This window comes from Variovorax sp. WDL1, from assembly GCF_001541225.1.
In the GTDB taxonomy this organism is placed as follows: Bacteria; Pseudomonadota; Gammaproteobacteria; order Burkholderiales; family Burkholderiaceae_C; genus Variovorax.
Genome location: NZ_LMTS01000173.1, coordinates 28,316 through 43,627, shown reverse-complemented (window position 1 = coordinate 43,627; position 15,312 = coordinate 28,316). Strand labels below are relative to the sequence as shown.

Sequence of the window (15,312 nt, the reverse complement as noted above, 5' to 3'; positions counted from 1 at the left end):
AATGGCTTCCATCTCCCTCAAGAACGTCTCGGTCAACTTCCCCATCTACGGCGCGGGCGCCGCATCGTTGAAGAAGACGCTGGCCGCCTCCGTCACCGGCGGCCGCTTCGGCAAGGAAACCGGCGTCAATGTGGTACAGGCGCTGAGCAACATCAACCTGGAGCTCAAGAGCGGCGATCGCCTCGGCCTGGTGGGCCACAACGGCGCGGGCAAGTCGACCTTGCTGCGCACGCTGGCCGGCGTCTACGAGCCTTCCGCGGGGGAATTCGTCCGCCAGGGCACCGTCTCCAGCCTGATCGATCCGGCGCTCGGCATCGAGCACGATGCCACAGGCATCGAGAACATCATGCTGCGCGGACTGGTGATGGGAATGAGCAAGAAGCAGATCGATGCGCTCACGCCCGAGATCTGCGAGTTCAGCGGGCTGGGCGAATACGTCAACATGCCGGTGCGCACCTATTCCACCGGCATGCTGATGCGCCTGGCCTTCTCTATCTCGACCAGCGTCCAGGCCGACATCCTGCTGATGGACGAGTGGCTCTCGGTGGGCGACGCCGAGTTCACCGAGAAGGCCGAGCAGCGGATGAAGGACGTGGTGGCCAAGTCCGGCATCCTGGTGCTGGCATCGCACTCCCCCGACCTGATCGCGAAGGAGTGCAACCGGGTGATCCACCTGGAGCACGGGCGGATCGTCGACCGGTCTTCGAGCGACCCCGTCAGCCTGCCGCTCGCCGCCGCAACGACTTGATCTCCTCGAGGCGGGCGGCGATCCGGCGGCCGGCGGCGTCCAGCGACAGGTTGGCTTCGGCGCTCGCCTTGCCACGCGCCCCCATCTCCCGCGCCCAGGCCTGGTTGTCGTAGACGCGGCGCATGAGCTGCGCAGCGTGCTCGATCGACGGTTCGGCCCACTCCAAGTCCGCGTCGTAGGGCGGAATCGGCTTGCCCAGCTTCACCAGCTTGTAGGGGACGAGCAGGCTGTTGCTGTCGTCCATGAAGTCCACGTTGCCGGAGAAGTTGGTGGCGATCACCGGCTTGCCCATGAGCATGGCCTCGGCCATCGTCAGGCCCAGGCCTTCGCTGCGGTGGAGGGAGACGTAGGCGTCGCAGGCGTCCATGAGGGAGAGGACTTCGTCGGGACTCAGGACCTTGTCGATGATCGTGATGTTGGCGTCGGCGGCGGCGTCGCGCAGTTCCTGCATCTGCGCCGGATGGCGCTCGCCGTAGGAGCTCTTGAGCACCAGGCGCACGGGTTCGTCCGGCCGGAAAGCCTGCTTGAAGGCGCAGATCAGCCCCTTCGGATTCTTGCGCTCCATGACGCTCATCATGTGATACGTGAAGAGGAAGGTGAAGGGGCTCTCCTCCAATCCGAAGTAGCTCTTGCTGCGCCTCGCGTAAGGCGCCAGCTTGACGCCGGGGAACAGGGTGCGAACCGGAACGGAAAGCCGCTCCCGCAGTCCGCGGGCGACGAACTCGGTCGCGGCCCACACTTCGTCGACCTTCTCGGCATGCCCGACCCATGAATCGGGGATGGAGTCGAACTCCCAGTACCAGTAGCCGATGCGATAGGTTCGGGGGCTGCGCTCGAACAGGTGGGCGCGCCGATACGCCTCGTCGAAGAAGGGTTCGGGCTGGGTGTGGATGATGGTGACGTCGTGGACCTCCATGCCGTGAAAGTCGACGTGATGTGGGTCGTCCTTGGCGTCGGTCCACACGTCGCGCAGCGAGACCGATACACCGACGCGCCCCATGGACTGGACCATGGATTCGGCCGAAACCCGCAGGCCCGAGGCATAGCAGAAGTGCCCGATCATGTTGACGCCGGGCTGCGCGAGTTCGCGGGCGACCGACGACACATCGAGTCTCCGGCACCAGGCGCGAGCCGCGTCGGACACGTCGGCCGCCGGCGACGACAGCCAGGCCAGAAGCGCGCGCGCACGCTCTTCGTCGGCCAGGGCCTCGGGATGTGCGACGCGCCACGCACTTCGCGCCCAGTAGGCGTTTCGGATCTGGATGGCCGGCTTTTCCCAGTCCGGCCAGGTCGAAGCATCGACCCACGAGCCCGAGGCACCGTATTCCGCAGCGAACCAGGCGCAGAAGGCCTCCCGGCCAAAGACCGTCAGGCCGTCGGGGTGCAGTTCCTGCCATGCAGGCGTGAAAGCATAGGCCAGCATCAGCTCGCGCACCGGGTTCTGGGCCGCTTGGAGAAGGAGCCACCAGAGCGCTTCCGGCCGCAAGCCGGCTTCGCTCTCGCCGTGGTGCACGAGCCATCTAAAAAGGCGTGGCATGCCGGCCGGCGTCAAGCCATGCGGCAACACGGAGGCCAGCATGGGATTCGCGAGAAAGGTCTGGCGTGCGGAATCGGCCAGCCCTGCCTCCAACGCATCGAGCACCAGCTTTGAGGCCGCATCGCTCAGCCCCAGCTGTACAGCACCTTCGCTGCGCAGCCACTGCGCGAATCCGGCCTGGCGCCCGCGCTCCAGGGCCAGCGGGAAGCGCGCACGGAGATCGGCGCGTTGACGCCACAGGTCGATCAGGAGGCGAGCGGCCGACCAGCGGTCCGTCACGTCCTGGGGTGCGACAGGATCCCACGGAACACTGCGCGACGGCAGGCCGGCGGCCTGCCGCGCCGCGGCATCGTCGAAGAGATTGAGCGGCGGAACCGGCGGCACCGGCATTCCACGCTCGCGCAGCGCAAGCCGCTCCCGCTCGGACTCGACCAGGATCGCGAACGCGGTCGCGCGCGCCTGCGCCGCCGCGCGCCGGCGCAGGAATTCCAGCCGCTCGGGCATGCGCCAAGGCGTGACAAGCCACCAGGCGCCCTTGGCGACGCGCCTCGCGTAGCGCCGCAAGGAGCGTTCAGGCATGGCGCTGGAGAAAATCGCTGTAGGCATTCTTGAGACCGATATCGAGCGGTGTACGAGGCTTCCATCCGAGCGTGAGAAGCCGGCTGACGTCCATCAGCTTGCGCGGCGTGCCATCGGGCTTGGTGGCATCGAGCTTGAGTTCACCCTCATAGCCGACGGTCGCCTTCACGCGCTCGGCCACCTCCCGGATGGTCACGTCCTCGCCCACGCCGATATTGATCAAGGGCGTCACCTCCGCACGGGTGAGCTCGGCGAAACGCTCCTCGGGGAGCTCCAGCAGGAACAGGATCGCTTCCCCGAGGTCGGAGGAGTACATGAATTCCCTCCGGGGCGTGCCTGAGCCCCAGACGACCACCTCCGGATCGCCCTTGATCTTTGCCTCATGGAAGCGGCGGATCAGCGCGGGCAGCACATGCGAGTGCTCGGGGTGGTAGTTGTCACCCGGGCCGTACATGTTGGTCGGCATGGCCGCCAGATAGCGCGTGCCGTACTGGCGATTGAAGGCCCAGCATGACTCCACACCGGCGATCTTGGCCAGCGCATAGGGGCGGTTGGTGGCTTCCAGCGGCCCGGTCAGCAGGTATTCCTCCTTGATGGGCTGGGGGCAGTCGCGCGGGTAGATGCACGACGAGCCGAGGAAGATCATCCGATCGATCCCCGCTTCGTGGGCCGCGTCGAAGACATTGAGCTGGATGCGCAGGTTGTTGTGCAGGAAGTCGACCGGGAAATTCGAGTTCGCGAGGATGCCGCCGACCTTGGCGGCGCACATGACCACGTAGTCCGGCCGGTGCTCGAGAAAGAAGTGCCGCGTGGCAGCGCGGTCTTCAAGATCGAGTTCGGTGCGGGTGCGCGTCACCACTTCGTAGTCAGGCCTGTTCTTCAGCGCCTGTACCGTTGCCGTACCGACGAGACCACGATGGCCTGCGACGAATACTTTCTTCTTTTCCATAGAGACCTCATGAGCTTCGCAGTGAATGCGATGAAGGGTAACGCAATGCCATGGGTCAGCGACCCAGCAACTGCCGGGCCAGCCGAACCACGGGATGCCAGATGGCGCGCGTCGAGCGAAAGAGGGCGTGGCGCTGGGAGAACGCGCGCAAGCGGGCGACCCAGGACGCAGAGGCCGAGGGATGGACGGCGGGCTGCGCATCAGACGGCATGCCCTTGAACGCATGCTGATAGCGGCCGACATAGAGCGCCTCGCTGGGGGTGAGGATAAAACGCACGAGCTCGTCCTCTGCTCTCTCCCATGCGGCGCGGCCAGCGATCGTGCTTTCCCTGGCCCGCGCGCCCAATCGGGTCACGTCGGAGAAGTCGAGCGGCTGCGGATCCAGGATGTCGAAGAGCAAGCCATTGAAACCCGGCAAGATGTATTCGTTCATGGTGCCCTGATTGGGCGCCACCACACATTGGCCTCGGCCCATGGCCTCCAGGAACGACTGCCCGATCCCCTCTTCCGCGCGCGGCGCGAAATAGACGTTCGCGCGTTCCATCAGCGCGTGGAGATCCTTCTTGTGCTCGAACCACGTGGATGTCGTGATGCGGTGCCTGCCGATGTCTTCCGCGGAAGGCAACTGCGGCGCGGCCGTGCCGGGATCGGTCGCGAGGTGGATGTGGAAGCTGTCGAAGCGCACGTCCTCGATGAGCCGGCGAATGGTCTTCCAGGGCAACTGCAGTTCACGACGCAGCCAGAAGAACCCATGCAGGCCATCGCGTGCAGGGGGAGGCGAGGCCGTGACGGGCTGGTAGTAGCGAGCGAAGTGGCTCACGATGCCGAAGGCCGTTGTCATCGACTGCAACGCATTCGAGAAATTGAGCACCTTCGACCCTTGGAAGGGCTCCCAGAACGCCGACAGGTTGTAGAGCGGCCCCTGCCAGAGGCCGAACTGGTCGAGCATGGGGATGTAGATGACGTTCGGGTGCGACTGCCTGAAATACGGACTATTCGGCCGGCAGAAGGACTGGAACATGATCACCACGTCATGCGCGGCGACCTCGCTCCAGGCCACGGGCTGGCCGCCCTGCCAGGCATCGTCCCAAAAATGCTCGACCACATGGCCGTGACGCTGCAGGACCTCCGGAAGGAATTCGGTGGAGCGGGTGGTTCGGTGAAACGAGTGGTCGATATAGGCTATTCGCGCCACGTCGCTCATCCCCTGAGTCGCCGGTATCCGCGTGCCGCGGCGCCATAGAGGCCTGGATGCTTGTAAAGGAGGCTCTTGGCCAGTTCCTTGACCGATCGCTTGATGGTCGGCACCGGGGGTGGCCCGACCTGCGCCTGCGCGCCTGGCGCAGGCTCGGGCGCGGCCACCACATCTTCAGGGTGCTAGAGCGTTGCCATCGAGGCCCAGCCCAGCGCGCTCAGAAAATCGGACTTGCTCTCATGGGCCGCGAAGACCCGCCGCAGGAACAGCGTGTGGTTGCTTGGGCGACCACCTTCCTCGGCCGCGAATGCCCCCGCCAGCATGAAGAAGCTGTGATAGAGACCGCTTACCTCGACCTGCGAAAGAAACCCGAAGCGGTCACTCACGACACGCATGCACTCGATACTGTGCTGGCGAACGTCACCAGACGTACCGCCCATCGAGTAGTTGACCGTGGGCTCTCGCGTGTAGACGAATCTAGCGCCGGATTCGAGGCAGGTCATGATCCACTTGAAATCGGCCGCGATCTTGTAGGCACTGTCGTACGGCCCGGATCGCTCATACGCCGCCCGTGTGGCGTAGATTCCATTGTGGCAATCGTTCGCACAGGTGAAATAGCTGCCGGGGTGAACAAAGGCGGGATGCCACTCGTGGATGACTGCTCCATCGCGCACCAGCGCTGTCGTCAGCAGCAGGGCTGGCTCCCCGCACATTTCGCGCATGCGATAGACAGCGATTTCTGCCGCATGCGGCTCGAGCCAATCGTCGGAATTCAGGACACAGATCAACTGCCCTCGCGCCAGCGGAATGGCCTTGTTGATCGCCTCATAGAGGCCGTCGTCGGGCTCGGATACAAAGTAGTCGAGCCGGTCTGCGTATTGCTGAATGAGTTCGAGCGTGCCGTCCGTCGAGGCGCCATCCAGCACGATGTGCTCGACGTTGCCATAGGTCTGTTGCTGGACGCTCTCGATGGTCCGGGCCAGCGTCGCCACGTTGTTTCGAACCACGGTGACATAGCTGACCAGCGGCGCGTCAGGACTGCCGGACTTCAACTGCCCCAGCGTCCGCAACCCGCCTTCGATGCGGCCCGCTGCGCCCGCATTCGGAAGACGATCCATCCACACGGGCCATCCGGCACCGGCCCTGGCCGACAGCGGAGCACCATGCGTGACGAACGCGGGCCCCAAGCTGCCATTCCTGTAGCCGAGAAAACTGGCCTCGGCCAAACTGTCGAGATTGACGGCCTCCAGCCCTTCGGGGGTGGCAGGCAGCACCGGCGACCGGCGCCTCTGGTGCGCGGGCCTTGCAGCATGCCGTTCGTAAGCAGCGGCCAACGTGTCCATCACGATCTCAGCGCAGCGGTCCCAATCGAACAAGGAGGCCCTTTCAAGGCCCCTGCGAGAAAGCTCGCCCCTGCAGGCGTCGTCATCGGCGATCTTCCGGATGGCGTCTGCGACGCTCTGGACATCGTCGGCATCCAGCATCAACCCCGCGTCCCCCACCACCTCTGGAAGGGAGGAATTGTCAGCGCAGATGACAGGCGTTCCGCAGGCCATGGCCTCCAGCGGAGGTAGGCCGAATCCTTCGTACCGCGAGAGGTAGACGAAGCACAGGGCGTCGCTGTAGAGCGCCGACAGGTCTTCGTCGTCCACGAAGCCTGTCAGCACGATGCGATCGCGCCACCGGCCGGCCCCCGCGAGCGCCTCGTCGAGCTTCTCGAGCTTCCATCCCGACATGCCGGCGAGCACCAGGCGCATCTCGCTTGCGCCATGGTGCTCCAGGTACCGCACGAAGGCCTTGACGACCTGGTCCAGGTTCTTGCGGATCTCCAGCGTCGCCAGGCTCAGGACATAGGGCACCCCGGCGGGAATGCCGTACTTCGCCCGCATGGCAACTCGCTCGCCCATGTTGTTGCAAGGCTTGAAGCGTTCGCCGGCGGCCAGGGGGATCACGGTCACCTGCGCCGGGCTGAGGTCGGGGCGGCATGCAAGCAGTTCGTTGCGGGTGTGTTCGGAAATCGCGAAGATCACCGTGCGCTCATCGAGGCTGGCGATGATGTTGCGCACTTCCGTCGCGGCCTCCACGCTGAAGTACTCGGGCCGATGGATCGCGATCAGGTCATAGATGATGTGCGCCTGGAGGACGTTCTCGTCTTCCAGCCATCGGCTCGGAGCCACACCGAACGGAGACAGAAGGATGTCGGCGTCGCCGGACGGCGCGAGTTGATTGTCGTGGAGCTTGCCGGGCAGGCCTTCGGTTGCGATGTACTCGCTGGCCTTGAGCTCGTAGCCAGGCCGCACGAGCAGGCACGGGCTGAAACGCGAAGAAACCGCCAGCCTTCCGTAGAGCTCGTCGCAGACTCGCCAAACGCCAGTCTTGACGCCCTGCGCAAGTACATACATATCCAGCGCGAGGCGTGGTTTCATTTCACTCATCATTGAACAGATACAACGCAACGCGCGGGGGCGGGTATGCGACGACATTCGGCCACGGCACGCTCCCCCTGCAATCAACGCTATTGGGACACAGGGCGCAGCACGATTCGGGCCCGCGGTGCGAACCCAAACGAAAGACTTCGGAGGAAATGTATCCGCCAGTGTGATGGCGGAGGCCCCACCCCCTCCTTGCGTGCCAGTTACTGCGCACACCTCGAGGGTTGCCGTCTCGAACTGACCCATGGCTTGTTTCTCGCGATGCATCGCACTCCCCGGGGCTCGTCGCCCGCCAGGGATTTTAAGGGGCAAGGAAGACGCCCCGTTTTCCACGCATCGGCTCGTAACGTCCTCAAAAATGGCGCTGCCTGCTTTAGGGCAAAATCCCTGGGTTCAGCGCCATGCGGATGGCGCTCCTGCATCTATCGGAAGGACCTCATGAAGAAACGTGCTGTAGTCACGGGCATTACCGGCCAGGATGGCGCTTATCTCGCCGAACTCTTGCTGACCAAGGGCTATGTTGTGTACGGCACGTATCGTCGGACCAGCTCCGTCAACTTCTGGCGCATCGAGGAGCTTGGCATCCAGGACAACCCTGACCTGCACCTGATCGAATATGACCTGACCGACCTCGGCAGCTCTCTGACCCTGATGAAGGAAGCGGCTCCCGACGAGGTCTACAACCTGGCCGCGCAGAGCTTCGTCGGCGTGAGCTTCAACCAACCCGACGCCACCGCCCAGATCACCGCGATGGGCGCGCTGCACCTGCTCGAAGCGATCCGGCTCACCAACCCGAAGATCCGCTTCTATCAGGCCTCCACCTCCGAGATGTTCGGGAAGGTGCAGGCCATTCCCCAGGTGGAAGACACCCCCTTCTACCCCCGCAGTCCCTACGGCGTTGCCAAGCTCTTCGCCCACTGGATGACGATCAACTACCGCGAGAGCTACGACATCTTCGGTTGCAGCGGCATCCTCTTCAACCATGAAAGCCCGCTGCGCGGTCGCGAGTTCGTGACGCGCAAGATCACGGACGGGGTTGCCAAGATCAAGCTTGGCAAGGCTGGCGTGCTCGAGTTGGGCAACCTTGGCGCCAAGCGCGACTGGGGCTTCGCCAAGGAGTATGTCGAGGGCATGTGGATGATGCTGCAGGCCAAGGAGCCGGACAGCTTCGTGCTCGCCACCAACCGCACCGAGACGGTCCGCGAGTTCGTCGACATGGCCTTCAAGGCGGCGGGCTATGAACTGCGGTTCGAGGGGGACGAGCAAAACGAGGTGGGCATCGACGTGAAGACCGGCAAGACGCTCGTGCGCGTCAATCCGAAATACTATCGCCCGGCGGAGGTGGACCTGCTGATCGGCAATCCAGCCCGCGCCAAGGAAAAGCTCGGCTGGGAACCCAAGACCACGCTCGAGCAACTGTGCGGGATGATGGTCGAGGCGGACCTGCGCCGGAACGCGGAAGGCTACTCTTTCTAAAGCACCTTGGCGCGGACGCTGCGCTCACGCAACCTCGATTGGGCGCCCCCGCACCGATCGCCCCGTTGCTGAGGCAGCGACCGCGCTTCGCCCGAGGCGCGCGGCTCCGAATCCTTCGACGCCATCCCCGCGGGCCGCGCGCGCCAGCCGCTAGCCAGGCGCCAATACACGGCGCCGGCTATTGGTTGGCCGCTGCACATGGCGGGCATGCGCGACAATCAGGGTCTCCGCGACGATGTCTGCACATCGATCCCAGCTGAAAAGCCGGGCCCGCTCCAGCCCGGCCGTTGCCAGTTCCTGCCTGAGCACAGTAGATGCAGCGATCTGATGCATCGCATTGGCGACGCCCTGCACATCGTCGGAGTCGAACAATAGTCCCGCCTGCCCCACTACCTCGGGCAGCGAGGAGTTATCGGCGCAAATGACGGGGGTGCCGCAAGCCATCGCTTCCAAAGGCGGGAGGCCGAATCCCTCGTAACGCGACAGGTAGATGAAGCACAGCGCATCACTGTAGAGCGCCGACAGATCCGCATCTTCCACGAAGCCGGTCAGGACAATGCGATGGCGCCAGCGCTTGGCAACTGCAAATGCCCTGTGCAATTGTTCGAGCTTCCAGCCGGACATGCCCGACAGCACCAGGTGCAGGTCGCTTTCCGGGTTCTGCTCCAGGTGAGCAACCAGCGCATGGACGACCTGCTCCAGGTTCTTACGAATCTCCAGCGTTGCCAAGCTCAAGACGTAGGGTACGCCTGGAGGTATGCCGTACTTGGCGCGCATAGCCTTGATCGCCATCCGGTCGTCGCATGGGTGGAAACGCGAGCCGGCGGCCAACGGGATGACCGTCACCTGACGCGGGCTGAGGTCAGGCCGATAGGCCAGCAGATCCTTCTTGGTGAACTCCGAAATCGCGAACACAACCGTGCGCTCGTCCAGGCTGTCCATGATGCGCTGCACCTCGGCTGCGCCCTCCGACGAGAAATACTCGGGATGCTTGATGCCGATGAGGTCGTAGACGATATGGGCATGAAGCACATGATCGTCCAGCAACCACTCGGCGGGCGTCACGCCGAAAGGCGACAGCAGGATGTCGGCATCGTCCGATGGGCGATGCGCAGGTGCGGAATGTGCCGGGGCATTCAGCCGCTTTCTCAAGCCGGGAGCCTTCGCTACGTCGTGCGAGCGAAAGTAGAGGCGGCTGCCGAAGCGATCGTCGCGCACCAGCAAGGGAAACAGTTCGTCGCAGACTCGGTACACGCCGGTCTTGATGCCTTGAGCCAGGACGTAGGTGTCCAAGGCGAGGCGGGGACGTCGATGACTCACTGTCCGCCCCCCTGCTCAGGTGCCTCGGACACCTGAATGAAGAGCCAAAGCACCTCTTCCGCCGACAACCGGCCTTCGGAGCAGCCGAACTGCATGAACCAGTTGTACAGCTCTCCTTGGCCCGCCGGGCTGAGCCCGTGCGGATGAAGCTGACGCACATCCGGGCGATCAACGAAATACTGACGCGCGCGGTTGCCAAAGTCTTCTTGCAGGACGCTCACGACCAGCGAGCGCGCCGGCTCCGAAAGGCCAAAGCGTTGGCCGCTCTCCTCCCGCACCCAGGCGATGAACCCATCCGCTTCCGGCTGTGACAGCGCGCGCGGAAAACGTGCGCGGATTTCAGGTTGCGAACGAAGCAGGCATATGCACCAGCGCGCGGCAAGTGGTCGATCGGTGACATCACGCGGTAGCGCCTCGATCGGCGGCACGGGTGGCCGATCGGGCGTTCGGTCCGGGTACAGATTCAGAGCAGGGGGCTTGGCCCCGTCTCCTCCCGCCTGCGCCTCCATCCGCTGGCGCTCGCGAATGAAACGTAGCCGTGCCGGAATGCGCCAAGGCGTTGCGACCCACCAGGCCGCCTTCGCCGATCGGCGAACCTGGCGGCGCAGAGACTTCGGTGCCCTGGTCAACAGGGCCCTGCCCGGCCCCGTCATGCGCCACCAAGGGGATTGGACAATGGCGTCGCGCTGCTGCTCGGCTGCGTTGCGCTGCTGCTCGGCCAAGTTGGCGCGCTGCTCGGCTTGCCCTAACAACTGATCGCGTTGTTCGATCTCGTGCCCCAGCGCAGTCCGCTCGGCGTCCAATCGATCCTGGAGCGCCATTTCCCTTTCCCGTGCCTGAACCAAAGCAGCTTCAGCGCATTCGATTCGCCGGTGGCACTCATGCAAGCTTCTTTCGAGCGCGCCAATCTGCTGCTGCAGACTCGAAGCGCGCTCGTTGCCGTCGTGCAAGCTTCGTTCGAGCGCACCCACCTGCTGCAGCAGGTCGGAAGCTCGCACATGCATGGCGTCCAGATCCAGCGTCAGCCGGGAGTACTCCCGCTGCATGCGCTCGAAGGGCGCAGTGATGAATCCATCAAACACGTTGGGTGGGTACTTGAACGCGGCGGCGAGTTCGGCTCGCTCCTCCGCAACGTAGAAGCGATTCAGGCCGTCGGCATAGACATGCTTGTAGCCAGCACCGGTCAAGATCGGCTCCCAGACTTCGTGGTTCTCGATCTGCGAGTTCGGCAGCGTTGCCTCCACCAGAACGATCCAGGGGCGAGCGTCTTGCCAGTCGTTGCCCGCGAGCACGGATCGCTCGAAGCCTTCAACGTCGACCTTGAGGAAGTGCACTGGCTGCCCGTCCGGCACATACGTCTGCCACACCTCTGCCAATGTCAGCATTCTTACTTCATGCGTTCGGAGTGTGTGCCCGGCGGCGGCATGCCGGCCAGCGATTTCTGCATCCGCCGTCGACAAGCCTGATTCATCGATGAGATTCATCGTCAGCGTGCCTGATCGCTCCCCGAGCGCGACATCCAGATTGACGTCATTCGGCCGCAACTGAACGAGTTGCTCGAAGTACACCGGATGAGGCTCGATGTTGATCCCGCGCCAGCCCCGCAGACTGAACGAGTTGGTGACCGAATCCGATTCCGCAGACTGCGCGCCTACGTCGATGTAGAAGCCCCGCTCCACCTGTTGCAGAGCACGCCACAGCATGACGTCCTCGTAGTTCTGGGCATACGAGACGAACTTCTGGGTGGGGAGGGGTGACGGGATTTTGGGAGGCATGAAGGCTTGCAGCAATGGAGGCGAGTCGGGCAAGGGCGCCGGCAAGATTATCGGATCCGACACGGGACCTTAGCGCTGTGGGCAGCGTGCCTCCAGACAACACGGAGGATTCTAGAGCTTAGGCATGTGCGCCCGCTCCCCGCTCGTGCCCCGATGTGCGCTGCGATGCCGCGTCCCTTTCGGACCGTAATGCAGCGAATCCAGGGCCGACCGCCTCTGCCGGAGGCGCTCAACGGTCTGGTAAGCTTCCGCAGGCTCAACCAGCAGCGCGAGAGCGGGCTGCCGCACTGCTTTCGCGACCCTCGCGTCCCGTCATCCACGATGCGGCATGCTCGAGCAGGTAGCGGGGAGTGACTGCCTGCAACATCGCGCATGGCCGGAGCTGGGCCTCCATTCGGTTGCGACTCGCCGCAACCAGACTACCCGAAGTTTTGGACAAGGTGCTACGTGATTGAACAAATACGCAGGTCGGCGCTGGGCCGGCACATGCCTGGGTGGCTGCGGCGGCTGCTGGGCCGCTGTTACCGCGCGGTCTTCGTGGTGCCGAACGGGGCCGCTCCATCCGAACCGGCGCCCCTCCCCGCTCGTCATGAGGAAGTGGGAGAGGTCATGGGAGAGGTCATGGGAGAGGTCAGTGCTGCGGTAACACCCGCTCCCGCTCGAATCGAGAACCCGGGCGAGATCGAAGCGGTGGTCAAGCGCATCTACCAATTGAGCCTGGAACGCACGCCCAGCCCCGAAGAACGACAGCTGTGGATCAACGAGGTGCTCGGCAATCGGATGAGCGTTGCCGGCCTTGTCGAGGCCATCGCCGGGTCGCCGGAGGCCGATGGCGTGCGCCAGCGCGGCAATATCCTGCCCGAGCTGGCCAATGGCCGTTTCATCCAGTTCGCCTACGAGGACCTGCTGGAGCGCAGCCCCATGCTGTCCGAGGTCGTCCAATGGGACCACTGGCTTAGCCGGCAGAACTTTGCACGCAGCCAGTTGGTAATGCAGCTCTTCGCCCAACGCGCGGCCCAGGCGCTGAAGGATGCTGCGCAAATGCCAGTGCACGATCCCAATCACGCGCCCTGGCTGGGCACGGACCGGTTCATCAATATCAAGGAATGGCAAGCGAAGGCTGACGAGATCGGGACCGACTACAAACCCGTCGAGCCCAAGCGTTACGCGAGCCTGAGCGTTCCCAGCAAGCCGGAAGTTCTCGTTTCCGCCATCGCGAGCCTCTATCGTGGCGGAGATTACATCGAGCAGTTTCTCGAGAACATCACGTCGCAAACGATCTTCGCGACCCACTGCGAACTCATCATCATCGATGCGGACTCGCCGGAGAACGAGGCCTCCGTGATCGCCCGCTACATGGAGCGATTCCCCAATATCGTCTACCACCGAGCCCCGACGCGAATCGGGATCTATGAAGCCTGGAATCTCGGCGTGGAGTTGTCCAAGGGCCGATACCTCACGAACACCAACCTGGATGATCTGAGAAGGTCCGATTCATTCGAGCGGCAGATGGAGATCCTGGAGAAGTTTCCCTTCGTGGATGTCGTGTACCAGGACTTCTACTACTCGTTCTCCGGCAAGGAGTCATTCGCAAAGACCGCGGCGGTCGGATTCAAGAGCGAGGTACCCGTCATCACGCCCTACAACCTCATACAGTCGAATTCCCCACACAACGCGCCGATGTGGCGACGCACTCTGCACGACGAGGTCGGGCTGTTCGATGCCAACTTCCGGTCTGCTGGCGATTACGACTTCTGGTTGCGCTGCGTGCAGGCCGGGAAAACCTTCTTCAAGGTGAACGATCCTCACGTCGTCTATTTCGTCAATCCTGAAGGCCTGTCGACGCAGCCCAACACGCGCGGTATCGATGAGGCGAATCGCATTACCAAACGGCACGGCCACAAGCTCCTCTCGTCCCGGCTGTTGTCATCGGAGGAAGACTTTATGCACGAACTGACGCAGCTGACGGGCGTGCCCGTGGAACTCAGCGAGGCCGAGAGGGCCTCGCCGGCTTGGCGCTACACCGCAGCGCAACGGGCGCTACGGCTTCATTCCGCCGCTGCGCGCGGCCGCGCGCCCGCTTGAAGGGGACTCACGATGGCTCTAGTAATTGACGGTGTCTTCTTCCAGCTCGCGCAGTCAGGAATCGCACGCATCTGGCGGGCAACACTTCCGCAGCTTGCGAAGAAGCTCGAAATGCCGATCGTCTTCCTCGACCGGGGCGGCGTCGAGAACGACGAATTCGATGGCGTGGAAGTCGTTCCTTTTCCGGCCTACAAATCCAAGTACAACCCCGGTGACTCGCAACTGCTGGAGCAGATCTGCCGTCACTATGGTGCCAAGGTTTTCACGTCGACCTACTACAGCACTCCGATGGAAACACCATCGCTGCTGCTCGTCTACGACATGATCCCGGAGCGGCTCGGGTTCGACTTGTCGGCCAGGGATTGGCGCGAGAAGGAACTCGCCATCCTTCACGCGCGTCGCCACATCTGCATCTCGAAAAATACGCGCAAGGATCTGCTGGAGTTCTACCCTGAACTCGACCCTGACGCGACATCCGTAGCCTACTGCGGGATTGACTCCAAGGTATTCAAACCGCGCGAGGAACGGGCCATCGCCGAGTTCCGCCGCCGGATCGGACTGGAACGCCCCTACTACATGTTCGTGGGGTCTCGCGTACAGGCCAACAACTACAAGAACGCCAGCCTTTTCTTCGACGCCGTGAACACGATGGGCGAGGTCGACTTTGACGTCCTGTGCGTAGGCGGCGAAAAGACCACTCCCACTTCAACCGTCGACAGCACGGGACACAAGATCGTCCAGATCGACCTCGACGACGAAGACCTTGCATTGGCCTACGGCGGGGCAGCGGCGCTGGTCTATCCTTCTCTCTACGAAGGCTTCGGCTTGCCTGTGGCCGAAGCCATGAGCTCTGGCTGCCCAGTGATCTCGACCGCCCGCGGTTCGCTTGCGGAAGTGGCCGAAGGTGCCGCCCTGACGATCGAAGGCACGTCGATTCCCGAGATGGTCGAGGCACTCCGCACTGTGCGAGATCCATCGATTCGCGTGCGGCTTGTCGAACAAGGCGCGCGCCGAGCCGCGACGTTTCGCTGGGAGCCCTTCGCGGACGAAATGGCCAAGGCAATCCGCACGATTGCCGCAGAGAGCAGCGCAGGTGCCTATACCGCCTTTTATCGCAAGTGGGCTGCGCTTCGAGCGCTACAGGGTGAGGTCGATGTGCTGACCTGACAGGCCGACGGATGACGAGGCCCTGGCGCAGCGCCAAGCCTTGGTCAAC

At 63.6% G+C, this 15,312-nt stretch carries 10 protein-coding genes; 4 read left to right on the top strand and 6 right to left on the bottom strand.

Features of this window, described 5'->3' with window-relative positions:
• Position 1: 1 nt before the first annotated feature.
• Positions 2–748, top strand: a complete 747-nt coding sequence (locus APY03_RS24435) for an ABC transporter ATP-binding protein (protein WP_068680938.1) — start codon at positions 2–4, stop codon at positions 746–748.
• Here the strand turns inward: APY03_RS24435 and APY03_RS24430 are convergent.
• From APY03_RS24430 to APY03_RS24415, 4 genes are all read right to left on the bottom strand, one after another.
• The gene (locus APY03_RS24430; protein WP_083944545.1) at positions 717–2,864 is read right to left on the bottom strand and encodes a glycosyltransferase family 4 protein; all 2,148 of its coding nucleotides are present in this window, start codon (positions 2,862–2,864) and stop codon (positions 717–719) included. The genes APY03_RS24435 and APY03_RS24430 overlap by 32 nt on opposite strands.
• Positions 2,857–3,813 carry a GDP-L-fucose synthase family protein gene (locus APY03_RS24425; protein WP_068680936.1) on the bottom strand — a complete coding sequence of 319 codons (957 nt, stop codon included), beginning with the start codon at positions 3,811–3,813 and terminating at the stop codon, positions 2,857–2,859. Before APY03_RS24425 ends, APY03_RS24430 begins: the two co-directional genes overlap by 8 nt.
• 55 nt (positions 3,814–3,868) lie before the next feature.
• A complete protein-coding gene (locus tag APY03_RS24420; RefSeq protein WP_232324388.1) occupies positions 3,869–5,008 on the bottom strand; it encodes a glycosyltransferase in 1,140 nt (379 codons plus the stop codon).
• A gap of 182 nt (positions 5,009–5,190) precedes the next feature.
• Positions 5,191–7,434 (bottom strand): glycosyltransferase, encoded by a 2,244-nt coding sequence (locus tag APY03_RS24415; RefSeq protein ID WP_162487157.1) that lies wholly within the window; start codon positions 7,432–7,434, stop codon positions 5,191–5,193.
• A gap of 444 nt (positions 7,435–7,878) precedes the next feature.
• On the opposite strand from APY03_RS24415, the gene gmd reads away from it, so the two are divergent.
• Positions 7,879–8,916 (top strand): GDP-mannose 4,6-dehydratase, encoded by a 1,038-nt coding sequence (gmd, locus tag APY03_RS24410; RefSeq protein ID WP_068680930.1) that lies wholly within the window; start codon positions 7,879–7,881, stop codon positions 8,914–8,916.
• A 150-nt stretch (positions 8,917–9,066) separates the two neighbouring features.
• Here the strand turns inward: gmd and APY03_RS24405 are convergent, their stop codons facing one another.
• Positions 9,067–10,209, bottom strand: a complete 1,143-nt coding sequence (locus tag APY03_RS24405; protein ID WP_068680928.1) for a glycosyltransferase family 4 protein — start codon at positions 10,207–10,209, stop codon at positions 9,067–9,069.
• Positions 10,210–10,232: 23 nt separating this feature from the next.
• Complete coding sequence (locus APY03_RS24400) at positions 10,233–12,011, bottom strand: FkbM family methyltransferase (RefSeq protein WP_068680926.1); 1,779 nt, start codon at positions 12,009–12,011, stop codon at positions 10,233–10,235.
• Positions 12,012–12,497: 486 nt separating this feature from the next.
• Between APY03_RS24400 and APY03_RS24395 the strand changes: the two genes are divergently transcribed.
• Positions 12,498–14,096: a glycosyltransferase gene (locus APY03_RS24395; protein ID WP_162487156.1), complete on the top strand. Its 1,599-nt coding sequence runs from the start codon at positions 12,498–12,500 to the stop codon at positions 14,094–14,096.
• Between the two features lie 12 nt (positions 14,097–14,108).
• The gene (locus APY03_RS24390; protein WP_068680922.1) at positions 14,109–15,263 is read left to right on the top strand and encodes a glycosyltransferase; all 1,155 of its coding nucleotides are present in this window, start codon (positions 14,109–14,111) and stop codon (positions 15,261–15,263) included.
• Positions 15,264–15,312: the final 49 nt, after the last annotated feature.

What these genes read in the sequence shown, in the direction of transcription:
- APY03_RS24435 (WP_068680938.1), top strand. Translation starts at nt 2, where the DNA reads ATGGCTTCCATCTCCCTCAAGAACGTCTCGGTCAACTTCCCCATCTAC.
- APY03_RS24415 (WP_162487157.1), bottom strand. Translation starts at nt 7,434, where the DNA reads ATGAAACCACGCCTCGCGCTGGATATGTATGTACTTGCGCAGGGCGTC.
- APY03_RS24425 (WP_068680936.1), bottom strand. Translation starts at nt 3,813, where the DNA reads ATGGAAAAGAAGAAAGTATTCGTCGCAGGCCATCGTGGTCTCGTCGGT.
- gmd (WP_068680930.1), top strand. Translation starts at nt 7,879, where the DNA reads ATGAAGAAACGTGCTGTAGTCACGGGCATTACCGGCCAGGATGGCGCT.
- APY03_RS24390 (WP_068680922.1), top strand. Translation starts at nt 14,109, where the DNA reads ATGGCTCTAGTAATTGACGGTGTCTTCTTCCAGCTCGCGCAGTCAGGA.
- APY03_RS24395 (WP_162487156.1), top strand. Translation starts at nt 12,498, where the DNA reads ATGCCTGGGTGGCTGCGGCGGCTGCTGGGCCGCTGTTACCGCGCGGTC.
- APY03_RS24400 (WP_068680926.1), bottom strand. Translation starts at nt 12,011, where the DNA reads ATGCCTCCCAAAATCCCGTCACCCCTCCCCACCCAGAAGTTCGTCTCG.
- APY03_RS24430 (WP_083944545.1), bottom strand. Translation starts at nt 2,864, where the DNA reads ATGCCTGAACGCTCCTTGCGGCGCTACGCGAGGCGCGTCGCCAAGGGC.